This is a genomic window from Photorhabdus hainanensis (assembly GCF_018448965.1).
In the GTDB taxonomy this organism is placed as follows: domain Bacteria; phylum Pseudomonadota; class Gammaproteobacteria; order Enterobacterales; family Enterobacteriaceae; genus Photorhabdus; species Photorhabdus akhurstii.
Genome location: NZ_RCWD01000036.1, coordinates 16,067 through 32,740, shown reverse-complemented (window position 1 = coordinate 32,740; position 16,674 = coordinate 16,067). Strand labels below are relative to the sequence as shown.

Here is a 16,674-nt window from a genome sequence, read left to right as displayed (position 1 = left end):
AAAAAGAAAGATTATTTTATGAAAAATGCCTGTCACCAATTAAAGGTGACAGGCAAATTGTTGGATGAGTTATTTCACTGATTCACGAAGACGTTTCGCCGCTTGTACCATGTTTGCCAGTGACTGGCGAGTTTCAGTCCAACCTCGGGTTTTCAAACCACAATCCGGGTTAACCCACAAGCGTTCGACCGGAATACGATCAGCCGCTTTACGTAGCAGTGCTTCAATCCATTCAACACTAGGTACGTTAGGTGAATGAATGTCATAAACACCCGGCCCGATCTCATTCGGATAAGAGAAGTTTTCGAATGAATCCAACAACTCCATATCTGAACGGGAAGTTTCAATGGTAATCACGTCCGCATCTAATGCTGCGATGGAAGGCATGATGTCATTGAACTCGCAATAACACATATGAGTGTGAATCTGTGTACCATCTTTAGCAATTGCAGCATTCAATTTAAATGCCTCTACTGCCCAATCAAGATAAGCCTGCCACTCTTCCCGGCGCAGTGGTAAACCTTCCCGCAATGCTGGCTCATCAATCTGGATGATACCAATACCCGCTTCTTGCAAATCGTTCACTTCATCACGCAGCGCCAATGCAATCTGCTTAGCAATCGTCTCACGGCTGACATCCTCCCTTGGGAATGACCAACAGAGAATTGTCACCGGACCGGTTAACATCCCTTTGACAGGTTTCTCCGTTAGTGATTGAGCATATTTAGCCCACTCTACCGTGATAGCTTCAGGACGGCTGACGTCGCCAATAATCACCGGTGGCTTAACACAACGGGAACCATAGCTCTGAACCCAACCATTTTGCGTAAAGACAAAACCGTCGAGGTGTTCACCGAAGTATTCCACCATGTCGTTGCGCTCAGCTTCGCCATGAACCAATACATCTAATCCTAGACGTTCCTGTTCGTTAATTGCCTGCTTAATATGTTCACAGATATTGGTGCGATAGCTGGCGCCATCTACCCGGCCTTTTTTGAAATCCAAACGCAAGCCGCGGATTTCCGTCGTTTGCGGGAATGATCCAATGGTTGTTGTCGGCCACAATGGCAAGTTATAGCGCTGACGCTGTATTTCCGCACGCTGTGGATATGGCTGATTACGCTCGCTGTCCTGTGGATTAATTGCCGCAAGGCGTTCAGTAACAGCCTGATTATTTACCCGTTTAGATTCACGACGGGCGCGGATTGGCGCACTGTAAGCATCCAATTCCGCTTGTTTACCGCCTTCTGGCTGATTCAATGCCGCAGCCAGCAAGGCTAACTCTTCACATTTCTGCAATGCGAACGCAAACCAGCTTTTCACCTCGGCATCAAGCGCAGTCTCATCATTCAGATCAATAGGACTGTGCAGAAGAGAACAGGAAGAACCGATCCACAATGTACGGCTATCTACTAGTGGCTTAATCAACTGATGTTTAGCGGTTAAATCAGCACGCCATACATTACGACCATTAATCACACCAAGGGAAAGCACCCACTCTTTTGGCAATGACTCATTCAGTTGCGCGATATCATCTTGACCAGCAACCAGATCCACATGTAGCCCTTGTACCGGCAAGGATTTGATCGTTTCTAGATTGTGACCAACGCTATCGAAATAGGTAGTCAGCAATAATTTAACCTGTCCTTGAAGCGCCTGATAAGCAACCGGATAAGCGGCTAACCACTCTGCCGGCAGTTCCAGTACCAACGCAGGTTCATCAATCTGAACCCATTCGATACCACGTCTAGCTAACTCAGCTAATACTTGCTGATAAACAGGAAGAATATCTTTCAATAAAGAGAGACGATCAAATACCTGACCTTTCACTTTACCCAGCCACAGGTAAGTTACCGGCCCCAGTAAAACTGGTTTCACTTGATGACCCAGAGCCAACGCTTCATCTACTTCTTCTAATAACTGAGTCCAACTCAGTTTAAATTCCTGCCCTTGCTGAAATTCCGGCACGATATAGTGGTAGTTAGTATTAAACCATTTAGTCATTTCCGCGGCGGCGGCAGGTTCACCCGTCGGCGCACGACCGCGAGCAATACGGAACAGTGTATCTAGATCAATCGTGCCATCTGGATTCTGGTGACGCGGCGGCACATTACCGAGCAGTAAACTAGTGGTTAGAACATGATCATACCAAGCGAAATCACCAACCGGCACTAAATCAACACCAGCCTGCTTTTGTTGTTCCCAGTGACGGGCACGTAACTCACGGCCAGTTTCCAATAATTCTTGCTGAGAAATTTTCCCTGCCCAATAGTTCTCCTGAGCCTTTTTGAGTTCTCTTTTCAAACCGATACGTGGAAAGCCAAGTGTGTGATTAATAATCGTCATTTCATTATCCCGTCATTTTTAGCCGTCTAGATGTTTACACATCCATAATCAACAGGTAAGGTATAAACCACAAGCGCAATTTATTCATTATCATCCTGAAGGTTTCTCATGATCGAAATAAAACATCTAAAAACACTACAATCATTGAGTCATTGCGGTTCATTAGCGGCGGCAGCCAATCATCTGCATCAAACACAATCCGCTTTGTCTCATCAGTTCAGCGATCTTGAACATCGCCTTGGCTTCCGGTTGTTCATCCGTAAAAGTCAACCGCTTCGCTTCACGCCACAGGGTGAAATTTTATTACGACTAGCAGAACAAGTGCTTCCTCTGGTTCAAAATGCGCTCCGCGAATGTAAAGAGCCGGGCCAAACAAATCTACGTATCGCGATTGAATGCCATAGTTGTATTCAATGGCTGACACCGGCACTCAAGCATTTCCGAGAAACCTGGCCCCAAGTCAATGTGGATTTCAAATCCGGCGTCACTTTTGATCCACAGCCAGCATTACTGCAACGGGAATTGGATGTCGTTTTAACATCAGATATTCTCCCGGAGAGTCATTTGCACTACACACCGCTATTTGATTATGAGGTCAAACTGGTTGTCGCCCCGGATCATCCTTTGGCAAATAAATTGCACATCCAGCCAAAAGATTTAATTGATGAAACATTGATGATCTACCCCGTTCAGCGTCAGCGATTCGACATCTGGCGGCGTTTCTTGCAACCTGCGGGGATTGCCCCTACGTTGAAAAATGTGGATAACACGCTGTTACTGATCCAAATGGTCGCTGCCCGCATGGGGATTGCAGCCCTGCCACATTGGGTTGTTGAGACATTTGAAAGACAGGGGTTAGTGGTCACTAAGACACTGGGAGACGGTTTATGGAGCAGGCTGTACGCTGCCGTCCGTGAAGGCGAGCAGTATCAGCCTGAAACTGACGCATTTATCCATTCCGCACGCCAGCACGCGATGGATAATCTGCCATTCGTAAAAGGAATTGCAAAACTAAACGTTGATGACCCCAGAACAACGCAGCAATCTCCCCCCTTTCAATGGTAAATTTTATCAGCCACTCCACCGGAACCAACGTATTATTCATCATTGCCAAGGGGTTCCGGTATCTATTGCGGAAAAACTCATACCACCAGCTACGAGTAAACACCACAAATCAACTATCAACCTGACAGGCGAGATACTCACCGATCAGGCTGAATAAAGTGACTCGCAGGATTGCCGTGACAACCAACAAACTACAAGATATCAGTGCTCTTTCTGTACCAGTAGAGCTTCCAATAAATCCAAATCATGCAGTAAAGTTTGCAGTGTCTCATTACTGATTTTTCTGGTTGCACGCAGATGATACAACTCACCGCGCTCTGCCCTTAATGCAGTCAAACGAAAACGACGTTCCAAATCTTCCACTAGCAGATTATGTTCTATCTCATCCTGCCCCACAGTACGGCGACGCAAATAGCCAATTACCCTAGAAGCAACTTCAGTAATAACCTCAGCATCCAGTTGTTCTTCGGGATTAGCAGAAAGACGCTCTTCCATCTTATTCATACTAACAATCGCCACTTCCGCCATCGCTGCCCGCGCCATTCGTACCTCGCTGACATCTGCCTCTTTATCAGAAGCTTGAATGCCCCGTAGCAGGAATGGCAAAGAGAGAACGCCGATTAACAACGAGAACAGAATGACTCCCGCGGCAATAAAGATAAGCTGATAACGGGCCGGGAACGGCGTACCATCCGCCAGAAACAGAGGTACAGACAGTGCGCCGGCAAGCGTGATTGCTCCACGAACTCCGGCAAAAGATGCCAGCCATAATTCACGAGTGGTATAAGTCGCAAAATTCAGTGGATTTTTTTTCATAAAAACTTTGCTGATATTCTTCATCAGCCATAACCAACAGAAACGCAGCAGTAGAAGGGCGCCATAAATCACTGCGACCGCGGCGAACAGCATCCAGGTTTCAACGGTCGGATCAAGTTCTGCCTGTACAACGGAAGTTTGCCAGATCCCCGGCAATTGCAGGCCCAACATGATAAACACCAGGCCGTTAAACACGAACGCCAACATTGACCAGACGCTATCAGCACGTAAACGCATCGCTAATGGCGCATTACGGATAACCCCAGATTTACTGATAGTCATACCTGCGGCAACCGCAGCCAAGATACCGGAAACGCCAATATGTTCCGCAATCAAATAAGAAGCAAACGGCAACAGCAACATGAAAACAATTTGGGTTGCTGGATCGCCACCGCTCCAACGGTTCATTAAACGCAGGGATTTACTGTACAACCAAGTTACTGCAATACCGGATAACAAACCGCCAATAGCAACCTTGAAGAATTCAATGGTCATGTCAGTAACAGAAAACGCCATCGTTCCCATTGCTATCGCTACAGCGAACTTTAAAGCTACCAGGCCGGAAGCATCGTTCATTAACGCTTCCCCTTCCATCACATTCATCATGCGCTTAGGCATGCGCCTTTTTCCGACAATGGATGATAAAGCCACCGCATCCGTTGGCGATAGCACAGCAGCAAGAGCAAAAGCAGCAATTAACGGAATGCCTGGCATCAGCCAATAAATCAGATAACCAATACCGACAACAGTAACCAGCACTAATACCAGCATCAGTATAAAAATTTCCCGTCCGTACTGGAAAAACTCTCTGGTTGGCATTTTCCAGCCATCAACGAATAACAAAGGAGGAATTAGCAGAACGAGGAATAGCTCAGGATTAAAAGTAACATGTAAGCCAAAGTGTGGCCAAGCCAGCAATGCTCCCATTGCAATCTGCATTAACGGCAGAGGTATGCGGAACGGAATCACTTTAGTCAGAACGCCAGAAACTGAAACCACCAAAATCAAGATCAGAATAGTAAAGAATATTTCCATGTTGCCCTTACAATTTACCTAAGAACCGTTGGTATACAGATTGAAACTCTCTTTCTTCCCGTTAACACAAAAACAGTGAGAATAAATCTTAAGACTAAAATAACTGAATCAATCGAAAAAGGTAGATACACACGGAGCCGTATCCGAAAGAATTGCAGGAATATTGTAAACTAATCAGATAAATAGCGGGGGAAATAATTGAGAATTTAAAAGTAATCGCAAGAAATGGCAAAGTGCGCAGGGGTGAACACCGCTTACGCACTTTTTAATCAATCAAATAGCCCAATCACTAGCATAAAATGCTACTAAAGCGATCGTAATTACCACTGTACCGATATTCAATTTGCGCCATTCACCGGAACAGATACGACCCACAACCAGCGAACTGAAACCCAACATAATACCGGTTACAATATTGCAGGTCAGGACAATAAAGACCGCACAAAGCATACCGGACATTGCCCCAACAAAATCATCGAAATCCAGCTTTCTGACATTACTCAGCATCAGCAAACCAACATACATCAACGCCGGCGCCGTGGCATACGCTGGTACAAGATAGGAAAGTGGAGAAAAGAACAAAATTAACAGGAACAGGATACCGACAACTGTTGCGGTTAAACCTGTTTTACCGCCGGCTGCGGTACCCGCGGCTGATTCAATATATACCGCAGCCGGAGAAGCGCCGATGGCACCGGCAAAAATACTACTGACAGAATCGGCAGTCAGCGCCTTACCGCCATTAATAATCTGTCCACCTTTATCCAGCAGATTCCCTTGCCCTGCTACCGCGCGGATGGTACCGGTCGCATCAAACACCGCGGTCATTACCAGCGCCAACACACTAGGTAACACAATTGGCTGCAAAGCCCCGATAATATCCATACTAAAAATTAAGGACAGACCATCATCTCCCAGACTCGGCACCTTAAAAAACCCTTGATATTTCACTGACGGATCAAAAATCAGTCCAATAACAGAAATCACCACGATCACTAACAACACACCACCGGGAACTTTCAATTTTTCCAGGCCAAAAATAACAGCCAGCCCAAGCAGAGTCATCACAACCGGAAAAGAGGTGAACGCCCCCAGAGCAACAGGCAGACCTGCCAATGGGTTCTTAATGACCAAACCAACACCATTTGACGCAATCAGTAACAAAAACAGCCCAATACCAATCCCTGCGCCATGCGCAATACCCATTGGTATATTGCGTAAAATCCAGGAACGAACACCGGTCACAGAAATCACCGTAAACAAGCACCCCATCAGAAATACCGCACCGAGCGCAACCGGGATAGTGATTTGCTGCCCTAAAACCAAGCTAAAGGCAGTAAATGCAGTCAACGAAATTGCACAACCAATTGCCATTGGCAAATTAACCCACAACCCCATTAACAAAGAACCAAAACCGGCAACCAAACAAGTGGCAATAAAGACAGCAGTATGGGGAAACCCAGCTTGCCCTAACATCCCCGGTACAACGATGACTGAATAAACCATCGCCAAGAAAGTTGTGAGTCCTGCCAGAATTTCACGGCGTACTGTTGTGCCACGTTCAGTCAATTTAAAATACTTATCCAGTTTGCATTTAACTGGTGCCTGAGTGCCAGACATGTCATTCCCCTGCATTATGTTCATGGTATTTCTTCCACTTTCTAATCAAACGAAAACGATTACCTTGCTTAATAACGCAACACTTAATGAATATTGCACCAATCGGTTCAACAAAACATAAAAGCAATCGTTTGGCTTTCAGAATAGAAAACAGAGAGAGAATTTAAGGCGAAAGATTATCCAGTGATCATAGTGTCGAAATCAATAGCTAACCGTATTATTTAACCGAGCATTAAAAGAATGACTTCTGGAAATTAAACTTTTTACGATAGTTAATCACAATGTTTCAGCCTTAGGATTCAGCTCACCAGCCCTTTGAAAAAACATAAGATTTACTCAGTGCTGACTGTCATTCACAGCCAGCTTTTACACCTGTACAACTATCGACTGAACACTTCACTTTTCTCACACTGTGGATTAAACCGATCCATTGTTGAAATCAGAAACAGTGCTGCAATGATGACAAGTAGAACAGGCAAACCTGATGGCGTCACTGAACTCGCTATACCGGCAAGCAGCGGCCCAAACAAACTGCCAATCCCCCACAACATAGCCGCCGCGGCATTAGCCACTATCAGATCATTTCCTGAAAAATACTGACCAATTTGGACCAATGCAATGGTGTAGATAGCCCCCGCAGTTGCCCCTAAAGCAATCAACAGAGGCCAGACAAGATAGTGATGCGCCATAGCAAATGGCAGTAACGTACTTGCTCCGAGCGTTGCTACACCACAAATTTGGTACAAACGCATACGATTCATATGATCCGCCAGCCAACCAAACGGGAGCTGCATCAATGCATCGCCAGCAAGAACAACACTTATCATTAGTGCAGCTACGGCTTCGACATACCCACAACTCATTCCGTATATGGGTAACATAGAAAGAATGGTCCCGTCGAAAAAAGAGAAAAACAGCACACCACCACAGATCGCCGGTGCAACCTTCACAAATTGAACAATAGAGAAATTGGATTGCTTACTGTGTTGCGGCAATTTATCGCCTTTCTTCTGATCTACCATGACAAAAAGTACTAGGGAGATGATATGGATCAGAGTACAAATCAATATCGGCGCTTTATCTTCAATACCATAAAAAGCAATGATAGAAGGGCCAAGCAACTGACTGATAGTAAAAACCGTCGTATAAACAGCCAATACCCTGCCTCGTTTATTCTCTTCAGAGAGTTCATTAATCCAGGTTTCACCTAGACAGATCATTAACCCGTTAGCAGCGCCAGTCATTAGCCGCAGAGGAAAAAGCAACTCCATCGGCAACGAACCCAAAAGCGGGAGCAAACTGCCAGCAGAAACCCCTGTTGCAATCATCATGGCGTGTTTCTTACCTACCAGAGCTACAATTTTCTGGACTACCGGAGCACTCAAAAGAACCCCCAACGCCGGAGCCGCGGAAATTAAACCAATGTACAACTCATCAATACCTTGGCTATTCAAGCGTAACGCTATCATTGGGATCGTCAAACCAATGACAATGCCAATAACAGCGACACTCGTGGTAATAGTAAAAATGGCAAAAAAATTATTATTTCTATAATCACGACTGTTCATTTTATTTATGCCTATCCAGCAAAAATAGAAAGAATAAATATGAAATGAACTGAAAACAACAAATTAATAATATTATATTGAATATATTAATTCTGATTGGTTACTATTTCAAATAGTAAATATATAACGATATATCAGCATTAACCCCGAAGCCAGCACAATAATATTGATAAACTTCAAGAATGTTTCTCTGGAGATTTTCAATGTCACCTGGCGGCCAAAATAGATTCCCAACAACATGGCTGGAATAAATACCAGTATCAATAACAAAAATGAGGTGTCCAGATAGATACCCATGACAACAAAAATAATCACTCTCGTCAGGGTACTGAAACCAATTAAAGTTGTCTGAGTGATCCTGAAAACCTCCTTATCTGATATCCGCCCCGTTAGATAAATTGCATAAAGAAAACCCCCACTACCAAATAGAGCACTGAAAATACCGCCACTCAGCCCAAATGGAATAGCGGCTTTAGCGGGGAATTGACGGTAGGTTTTACTGAAAAATAGCGAATAAATTGAATAGAAAACAACAAATAACCCTAACACCAGAACTAAAACATTAGGCCGGGCCATCAATAAGATAACAGCGCCAATCAAGCTACCGACAACCATTAATGGAATGATTAATTTGATCTCACTAAACTCTGATTTTTTACCCTCTCTGGTAATATTAATCACTGCGGCAGTCAAATCCACTAACGCAAGCATAGGAACAATTTTCGCTACAGGAATATAAAATGCCAGAATTGGGCTAGCAATAAGCGCAGAACCAAACCCAGCCATACCAAAAACCAGATAAGCAAAGAAAACGACAAAAATGCAAATAAGCAGATCAGACCATGCCAGTAGATGTAACATTTCTATTTCCCTGAAAACGGTTTTCAAACTAAAGTGATCATTTTCCCAATACTAATAGTTTTTCCTGTCATTTGTCAGGCCAATCTGCAAAAAATGGGATGCACCAGTTAAAGATGTACTTACGCACACATGCCGATAGTATGGTCCTGGTGGAAAAATAACATATTTAAATTATAGTCAATTAAAAATATTTACTAGCAATAAATCACTTACGTATATTGGAAAAATATAAAGGTATTGGCAAGATAAAAGATATCACCAACAAACTAGAAGGCGATCTTAAAAATAATGGTATTTCGTTGGATTGGATTAATATTATCATTAATATCATTCATACAACGATTATAAAAACCTAACGAATTAACCAGCCAAGATTATAACGGTTTAACAGGTATTTAAGCGTTAATCGAGCGAGAAAATAGTTTTTAAAAACAACAATATGAAATTATTTTAACGTATTAAAAGCATAAAAGAGGAATGGTTTAATTTACTGAAAAATACAGTGCTAATTATAAATCGGCTACTATTTTATCAGATGTTTTCTATACGAAACAACTAGAAACATAGGCAGTAAAACTCATGAGCTACGAAGTTTTGTAGGTACATCACACAATTGTCGGTATGTTAAGGGGACTCTGCCAGCTATCATTGTTTTAAATATCTTAATGCCGAGTCTTTTCTTTGGCATCTTGCTCTATTTAATTGATTTTTAATAATTTTATTATAACTTGTGACCACGATACATGTCGTTGTAATCTAATGGCATATATGGATAGAAAAGATGTTAGATAAAAAATGATAGAGCGCCAAATTTTTGAGACCTTATTAACTAAGACAACAGAAAAACTCACTCAAGACTTGAGATCATCAAACGAGCATCATAACTCAAAAAAATTCGAGCAAAGAGTCAGAGAGGTTTTAAGAGAGATATTAACGGACATGAGGTTATCTGTAGATATGAATCCGCCTGCACAAGAGTTTCCAGACATAATTATTGGAAACTTTGGTGTAGAAGTAAAATATTCAGATAATAATACATGGAGATCAATAGCAAATAGCATTTTCGAAGGGAGTCGCAAGCAAGGAGTAGATTATGTATATCTACTTTTTGGAAAAATTGGCGGAGAACCAGAAGCTAAATGGGGGCGTTATGAAGAATGTATCATGCACGTAAGAACATCTCATGTTCCAAGATTTGAAGTGGAAATTAATGCCAAAGAACCATTATTCGATAAGCTCAATATAAGCTATAACGACTTCAGGATTTTAAGTCCGGAAGAAAAAATGCCCTTCATTAGAAAGTATGCAAAAAATAGGTTAAAGCCCGGTGAAAGGCTTTGGTGGATTGATGATCAACCTGATGAAAGAACTCTACCATTGGAAGTAAGGCTATATACAAAACTTTCTCAGCCGGAGAAGCGAAAGTATCGAGCAGAATCAGCAGTACTTTGTCCACAGATTGTTAAATCTAGCCGAGTATCAGGAAAATACGATGATGTGACAATGTTCCTTCTAACATATTATGGCATATTATGTAATCAAGCTAGAGATTTATTTTCTGCTGGAAGTGTCGCAATGAGATCGTCGCCAGAAAGAGGTGGCAATTATATAGAAAGGGCATTAAAAGATATAGAGATCGAAATGCTTCGAGCGTTTTATGAATTAGAAGATGCCTTATTTGAAGAGTATTGGGGAGTAGTTCTTCCCAAAGAAGAAAGAATTAAGTACTGGTTAAAACTGGCAGATACCTATGCTGTAGGATGGAAACCATCAGAAACTCTATTTATAACCGCTAAATATTAAGTCTTTGCAACAATACCATGACTGATAACAAATAACAGTCATGGTATTCTAAATATATTGCTTATAATTTATCGAGATATTCTTCAACGGCTTGCGCTAAATGCCAAGCTAAAACCGGTGGAACAGCGTTTCCAACCTGTCTTTCGGTTTCCCTCAAGTTCGATTCGAAAACAAAATTATCAGGAAATGACTGGAAACGCGCAGCCTCTCGCATCGAAATACGACGATCTAATTTATAATGGAACTGAATATTACCATGACATTCCGCTCTTATAGTCTGAGACGGCTTATCTTTCTTTAAACGTCTACTTCCTTGGTCTGGGCTTTTTTTAGCCTTACTCCAAATATGATTAAGATTGCGATCTTCATCAACGGTTTCTAAATCATGAATCGCATCATAACAAGTCAACCATTCGTTTTTATGGAGAATATCAACAGGTTCTTTGAATAAAGGATTTCCATGTAATGTTCCAACAATAAAAACTCGCTCTCTCGTTTGGGGTACACCAAAATTGGCTGAATTATATAGCTTATAACTAACATTATAACCCAATTCACTGAAATCCTTTATAACACGGGCTAAAGATTCTTCGTTATACTTCATGAGTAGCCCTTTGACATTTTCAGCAATAAAAATCTTTGGTCGTGAGCGTTTAACAGCTTCGACCATAGCAAGATATAAACCGCTGCGCTTTCCGTCTACGCCAGCTCTTTTACCATTGATAGATATATCTTGGCAGGGAAAGCCTCCTATCAGTACATCACATTCTGTAGGGGTTGAATCGATAAGTTCCCATATGTCGCCTTCAACGATATCATGAGAAAAGTTTTTCTTATATGTTTTTACTGCATTGGGGTTGAATTCATTAGCCCAAATAATTTCAAATTTTGTTTTTTTATATTCTTTATTCAAGACAGAAAAACCGCCACAGAAGCCTAAATCCATTCCGCCACAACCAGCAAAAAGCGAAACCAATTTATATTTTTCTTTTTGAAAGATATCACTATTCGATGCTAATGCCATCGATATTTTATTTTCAATCCATGCCGCTAAACTTACACCTTGCGCCTCAGCTAAAGCTTTCCATATTTCCTTTTGAGATGGAGTAATCCGTAAATGGATTTTCTCGCTTTTAATTTCTGATGTAATGCTTGTTGTCATTTCTTCACTCTCGTTCTCATCGGCCTTAACCTGATCTTTTATACATGATAAACAAAACCTGATGTGTGCACAACATAAGTTGCAAATAATTTATTTATTTTTATCATGTTGTTTTTATTGATTTTTTATTTTTTAAATGTGCGCAAAACCGTATAAAAAACGCCATAATGAAGGATGGAGTGAGAGCTTAATGAGTCAAAGAAAGGAGAGAGGGATGATTTCTCGATCTTCACTGTTTAAGCTTACTAGCACAACGACTGCATAAGTTTAATCCCTTGATAGTCTATCTCGCAATTTCTAATACCTGTAAAAATCCACTCTTCAATACAATCCTGCAAAATAATGCTATCCAGTTTTTTCTTCCCTAACAATGCACACTCCCATACAACCAGAACCCTATAACCAAGATTGCTCAAATTAGATATAACACGCATATCTCTTTCTATATTATTTTTGAGCTTTTTGGTCCAATATTCACTTGTAGATTTTGGCGGCCTAAACATGTGGCACGAATGACTGTGCCAAAAACAGCCATTAACAAGTATGGCGGCTTTATGCTCGACACATACAAAATCTGGTTTACCATATATTTTTTCACATTGAGATATGTGATTAATCTCAAGATTATTCAGGATTTTTCCGACAATGATTTCCGGCTTTGTGTTTTTTGAGTGTATAGACCTCATGATATGCGAGCGTTTAATTTTTGATATCGCTTTCATTCCATTTTCCTCTTTAACAAAAACAAATAGAATTATAGCATATTTCACAAACTAAATTTACCTCCCCTCTATACTATCTAAAAATATCCGACCTCTTTTTTGAGACTGTAATTTAAACTGACGTATTTAAGGCATCACAGAATTGTACAACAAATGCAATATAATAACGCTGCAAGTAACCCAATTTGTATTCGGTTAAATCATTTATCTGGGGATTTTGTTATGCCGATTTTTTATCATCAATTATTTAACTGGTTTATGACAGGGTTTATTCTCCGATTAAAAACACTATTAAAGCGACTCATTTTGAAAAATAGATTATCGAATTAGCAGATTCATATTCTTATTTATCTTTTTTCCTGGAAATATAAGCATTAATTAAACCCATTTTTATTTCTCAGTTTTCATTGGCAGCTTTATGATGGGTAGGTTTTAAGCTATTGTTAAAATTCATTTTTTCAACCACTGATTTTAAATAAGGTTTCATAATTACGCTATACGTGGTTTTATTCAACCAATTGTTATATATAGAGTTATATGTCACGTAACGTGTGTAAGGTGTAGCACTATTTTAGAAAGTTATTTAATCAGCATAAAGATTTAACAGTTTTTTATTACTTTTGACGCCTACTTTTTATATTTACTGACACTATCTTATCAGGAACTTTAATCAGTTTTTATAGGTCACTACCCTTATTTTTTTCGGATAAAAACCTATCTTTAAGAGATTAAATCCTACCAAATCAACCATTTTATCCTTTTTTATTTCATTATTTTTTACGGTTTTTTTCATAAAATAACGGCAGTAAAATACTTTCATATCCTTCTGTTTCAATAATATTATTTTACGCGCTGGTTTATTTTCAATTATCTGTTAATAAATTTAGATTCAATTAACTATTCTCATTAAAAGCTAATTTATTTAAATCAATTACATAAAAAACACCACCCCTGCATTTACATTTTTAAATAGCCATTGCTGGTTATAGTTAAATATAAAAAAATCGAATAACACCATTGCTGATAAATACATTAAACATGGTAGTAAATAGGCCGTTTTTAGTCACCCTTCACCTTTTAAAAACCTCGCATTAATGGAGCACCTGTTTTTTTACTCTTAGCTGATTAATCATTGTTAAAAATAAGCGTATAATCACACACAAAAAAAAAGAATACGCAGGTAAAAAGAGATAGTAAACCACGTTAATAAAGATAATAAATCTGTAAAACAATTCCCATTCCGAGGTTTTTCATATTTTTAAATAAAAATTCATTTAACAAATGGTTTTCATTAGATAGTTTATGCAAATATAATAGTTTTTTTTCATCCCCTAACGCGGCTTAAAACCAGAAAGGGTAAAAGGTATATTAATGGTATTAAAATCAACGCCCATTTCTTTAATAAATTTTAATCCCGTTAATCCCGTTAATCCCGTTAATCCCGTTAATCCCGTTAATCCCGTTAATCCCGTTAATCCCGTTAATCCCGTTAAATGTTTTGATATAACATCGTATTATTGGGTTAACACTGTTATTTTACACTTTGGTTAATCAATTTAAAACCTGTTTTCTCCGATGTTTCCTCTTTTAATGTCAACATAACATCAGATTTTTTACCCACTTTTAAAAATCCTTAATCACTTCTTTTTACCTTTAATGATTTAGGTTTTTACCTATTTACTCATAGTGCACTTGCCTCTTTTCCCAGATTCTAAAACCACACTGATAGACAAAAACGGCTTTTCTTAAATACCTGTTTTATCACGTTCAGGATAAGGCATATTTACTTTTACTCGAATGAGTGAAAGTTTCTGTAACCCTTTGCTTTCAGATAGCACGAAAAACGATAAACCACTTAGTCTAACCTGAGCAAATCGGGATCTATGGAGTAAGTAAAAAGCGCTCTTTAGGTTAATTGGCTCGGTGTATAAATCCACTTTCTGGTCGGCCATATCGACTTTCTCTACCGCTCTTTTATGACAGGCTTCAGTTTTTTCCAACCGTAGCTCAATCTTCATTAACCGCTTTCTCCAACATCTTAACGAAACAGAGATAGGTCTCCAGACTATGCTGACTTAAGTCACGTCAACATGAAATAAAAAACCTTAGTAATGATTGTAATGATAACTATTCTCACATTAAGATGATGCCGTGATTATTGATTTTTGATGCTATAGGTTATGTCTGACCACATTGTTGTTTCCGCTAACGCTGAGCTAACCCTTGAATCGCTTTATGGCGCGCATCATGGCTGGCTGAAAAACTGGCTCACGCGCAAACTGCAATCGTCCTTTGACGCCGACGACGTAGCACAGGATACCTTCCTGCGTGTGATGGCCGGCGACTCGCTACAAACCATTCGCGACCAAAAATCTTTCCTCTGCACGATCGCAAAAAGGGTAATGATCGATCTGTTTCGCCGCAACGCGCTGGAAAAAGCCTATCTGGAACTGCTGGCACAACGGCCCGAAGCGCTTATGCCTTCGCCAGAAATCCGTCAGTGTCAACTTGAGACACTCCAGCAAATCGACCAGATGATCGATGGTCTGAGCAACAAAACACGCCAAGCGTTTTTATTGTCTCAGCTTGAAAATCTGACCTACAGCGACATTGCTTCACGCCTCAATGTGTCCGTCAGTTCCGTGAAAAAATATATGGCTAAAGCCACTGAGCACTGCCTGCTGTTTCGCCTGGAGCATGGACTCTGATATGAATACCATGTTGACCCATTCTCGCCGCCAGGCATTAAAAGCAGCATCGCACTGGTATGCGATACTAAGTAGCGATCAGGTAAGTCCGCTGCAAACTGAAAAATGGCAACGCTGGTACGAACAGCATCAAGATCATCAGTGGGCATGGCAGCAAGTGGAAAATCTGCGTAACCAGATGCTTGTAGTGCCAGGTAATGTAGCAAGCCATGCACTTCAAGAAACTCAGCTGTCGCGACGCAGGATGATGAAAAGCATACTGTTGCTACTGGGGGCTGGCGGTGGCTGGCAACTGTGGTGTTCAGAAGTGGGAGAAGGTCTGCGGGCTGATTACCATACTGCTAAAGGGGATGTCCAGCATCATCGACTGAGCGATGGTACGCTGCTTACACTCAATACCGACAGTGCCGTAGATGTCCATTTTACCCCTCAACAACGTGTGGTACATCTCCGGTATGGCGAAATTGCTATCACTACCGGGCATGATACCGAGGCAAAACTGTTGCATGTACAAACCCGCCATGCACAACTGACCGCGCTAGGCACCAAGTTTACGGTTCGTCAGGAAGCCAGCACCACACTACTTAGCGTGCAGCAACATGCTGTAGAGGTGATACTAACTGGCACTGACCGCAAATGTATTGTGCGTCAGGGTGAAAGCCTAAAATTCAGCGCCACCGATTTTGGTGAACTGACCGCAGCAACCGACGAAGACAACGCATGGACGCAGGGTATACTAAGCTTCAGCGATAAGCCACTGAGTGAAGTGATAGCAACCCTCGCCCGTTATCGAAGCGGTATATTACGCTGCGACCCGGCCGTCGCCTCGCTACGGTTAAGCGGCACTTTCCCGATAAAAAATACCGATACGATATTATCCGTCATTGGGAAAACACTTCCCGTTAAAATTCAATATATTACGAGGTACTGGGTAAATGTTCTGCCTGTAGAAAAATCGTTAACGTAAA

The 16,674-nt window shown here is 41.1% G+C and carries 12 protein-coding genes; 4 read left to right on the top strand and 8 right to left on the bottom strand.

Annotation, left to right across the window (positions count from 1 at the left end):
* Window positions 1-69: 69 nt before the first annotated feature.
* The gene (gene metE / locus EAE92_RS18535; protein ID WP_214069152.1) at window positions 70-2,346 is read right to left on the bottom strand and encodes a 5-methyltetrahydropteroyltriglutamate--homocysteine S-methyltransferase; all 2,277 of its coding nucleotides are present in this window, start codon (window positions 2,344-2,346) and stop codon (window positions 70-72) included.
* 108 nt (window positions 2,347-2,454) lie between these two features.
* On the opposite strand from metE, the gene metR reads away from it, so the two are divergent.
* Window positions 2,455-3,411, top strand: coding sequence for an HTH-type transcriptional regulator MetR (gene metR, locus EAE92_RS18530; protein ID WP_214069151.1), 957 nt, complete (start codon window positions 2,455-2,457; stop codon window positions 3,409-3,411).
* Between the two features lie 201 nt (window positions 3,412-3,612).
* Here the strand turns inward: metR and EAE92_RS18525 are convergent, their stop codons facing one another.
* The 4 genes from EAE92_RS18525 to EAE92_RS18510 all read right to left on the bottom strand — a co-directional run bounded on the left by EAE92_RS18525 (window position 3,613) and on the right by EAE92_RS18510 (window position 9,311).
* Window positions 3,613-5,262, bottom strand: a complete 1,650-nt coding sequence (locus tag EAE92_RS18525) for a Na+/H+ antiporter (RefSeq protein WP_214069150.1) — start codon at window positions 5,260-5,262, stop codon at window positions 3,613-3,615.
* 273 nt (window positions 5,263-5,535) lie between these two features.
* Window positions 5,536-6,882, bottom strand: a complete 1,347-nt coding sequence (locus EAE92_RS18520; protein WP_214069168.1) for an NCS2 family permease — start codon at window positions 6,880-6,882, stop codon at window positions 5,536-5,538.
* A 380-nt stretch (window positions 6,883-7,262) separates the two neighbouring features.
* Window positions 7,263-8,450 (bottom strand): MFS transporter, encoded by a 1,188-nt coding sequence (locus tag EAE92_RS18515; RefSeq protein ID WP_214069149.1) that lies wholly within the window; start codon window positions 8,448-8,450, stop codon window positions 7,263-7,265.
* Window positions 8,451-8,558: 108 nt separating this feature from the next.
* On the bottom strand, window positions 8,559-9,311 hold the full coding sequence (locus tag EAE92_RS18510) for a sulfite exporter TauE/SafE family protein (RefSeq protein ID WP_214069148.1): 753 nt from the start codon (window positions 9,309-9,311) through the stop codon (window positions 8,559-8,561).
* A 795-nt stretch (window positions 9,312-10,106) separates the two neighbouring features.
* Between EAE92_RS18510 and EAE92_RS18505 the strand changes: the two genes are divergently transcribed.
* A complete protein-coding gene (locus tag EAE92_RS18505) occupies window positions 10,107-11,114 on the top strand; it encodes a restriction endonuclease (protein ID WP_214069147.1) in 1,008 nt (335 codons plus the stop codon).
* A gap of 61 nt (window positions 11,115-11,175) precedes the next feature.
* On the opposite strand, the gene EAE92_RS18500 is transcribed toward EAE92_RS18505, so the two are convergent.
* From EAE92_RS18500 to EAE92_RS18490, 3 genes are all read right to left on the bottom strand, one after another.
* Window positions 11,176-12,276, bottom strand: coding sequence for a DNA cytosine methyltransferase (locus EAE92_RS18500; RefSeq protein ID WP_046396326.1), 1,101 nt, complete (start codon window positions 12,274-12,276; stop codon window positions 11,176-11,178).
* Between the two features lie 245 nt (window positions 12,277-12,521).
* Window positions 12,522-12,998 carry a very short patch repair endonuclease gene (locus EAE92_RS18495; RefSeq protein WP_214069146.1) on the bottom strand — a complete coding sequence of 159 codons (477 nt, stop codon included), beginning with the start codon at window positions 12,996-12,998 and terminating at the stop codon, window positions 12,522-12,524.
* 1,745 nt (window positions 12,999-14,743) lie between these two features.
* Complete coding sequence (locus EAE92_RS18490) at window positions 14,744-15,016, bottom strand: hypothetical protein (protein ID WP_110091871.1); 273 nt, start codon at window positions 15,014-15,016, stop codon at window positions 14,744-14,746.
* A 162-nt stretch (window positions 15,017-15,178) separates the two neighbouring features.
* On the opposite strand from EAE92_RS18490, the gene fecI reads away from it, so the two are divergent.
* On the top strand, window positions 15,179-15,706 hold the full coding sequence (gene fecI, locus EAE92_RS18485; protein WP_214069145.1) for a ferric citrate uptake sigma factor FecI: 528 nt from the start codon (window positions 15,179-15,181) through the stop codon (window positions 15,704-15,706).
* A gap of 1 nt (window position 15,707) precedes the next feature.
* Window positions 15,708-16,673, top strand: a complete 966-nt coding sequence (gene fecR / locus EAE92_RS18480; protein WP_214069144.1) for a ferric citrate uptake sigma factor regulator FecR — start codon at window positions 15,708-15,710, stop codon at window positions 16,671-16,673.
* Window position 16,674 lies beyond the last annotated feature (1 nt).

Excerpts from the sequence above, each read along its gene's own strand:
- fecI (WP_214069145.1), top strand. The coding sequence starts at position 15,179 with ATGTCTGACCACATTGTTGTTTCCGCTAACGCTGAGCTAACCCTTGAA.
- metR (WP_214069151.1), top strand. The coding sequence starts at position 2,455 with ATGATCGAAATAAAACATCTAAAAACACTACAATCATTGAGTCATTGC.
- EAE92_RS18490 (WP_110091871.1), bottom strand. The coding sequence starts at position 15,016 with ATGAAGATTGAGCTACGGTTGGAAAAAACTGAAGCCTGTCATAAAAGA.
- EAE92_RS18510 (WP_214069148.1), bottom strand. The coding sequence starts at position 9,311 with ATGTTACATCTACTGGCATGGTCTGATCTGCTTATTTGCATTTTTGTC.
- EAE92_RS18515 (WP_214069149.1), bottom strand. The coding sequence starts at position 8,450 with ATGAACAGTCGTGATTATAGAAATAATAATTTTTTTGCCATTTTTACT.
- EAE92_RS18525 (WP_214069150.1), bottom strand. The coding sequence starts at position 5,262 with ATGGAAATATTCTTTACTATTCTGATCTTGATTTTGGTGGTTTCAGTT.
- EAE92_RS18495 (WP_214069146.1), bottom strand. The coding sequence starts at position 12,998 with ATGAAAGCGATATCAAAAATTAAACGCTCGCATATCATGAGGTCTATA.
- EAE92_RS18500 (WP_046396326.1), bottom strand. The coding sequence starts at position 12,276 with ATGACAACAAGCATTACATCAGAAATTAAAAGCGAGAAAATCCATTTA.
- fecR (WP_214069144.1), top strand. The coding sequence starts at position 15,708 with ATGAATACCATGTTGACCCATTCTCGCCGCCAGGCATTAAAAGCAGCA.
- metE (WP_214069152.1), bottom strand. The coding sequence starts at position 2,346 with ATGACGATTATTAATCACACACTTGGCTTTCCACGTATCGGTTTGAAA.
- EAE92_RS18505 (WP_214069147.1), top strand. The coding sequence starts at position 10,107 with ATGATAGAGCGCCAAATTTTTGAGACCTTATTAACTAAGACAACAGAA.
- EAE92_RS18520 (WP_214069168.1), bottom strand. The coding sequence starts at position 6,882 with ATGTCTGGCACTCAGGCACCAGTTAAATGCAAACTGGATAAGTATTTT.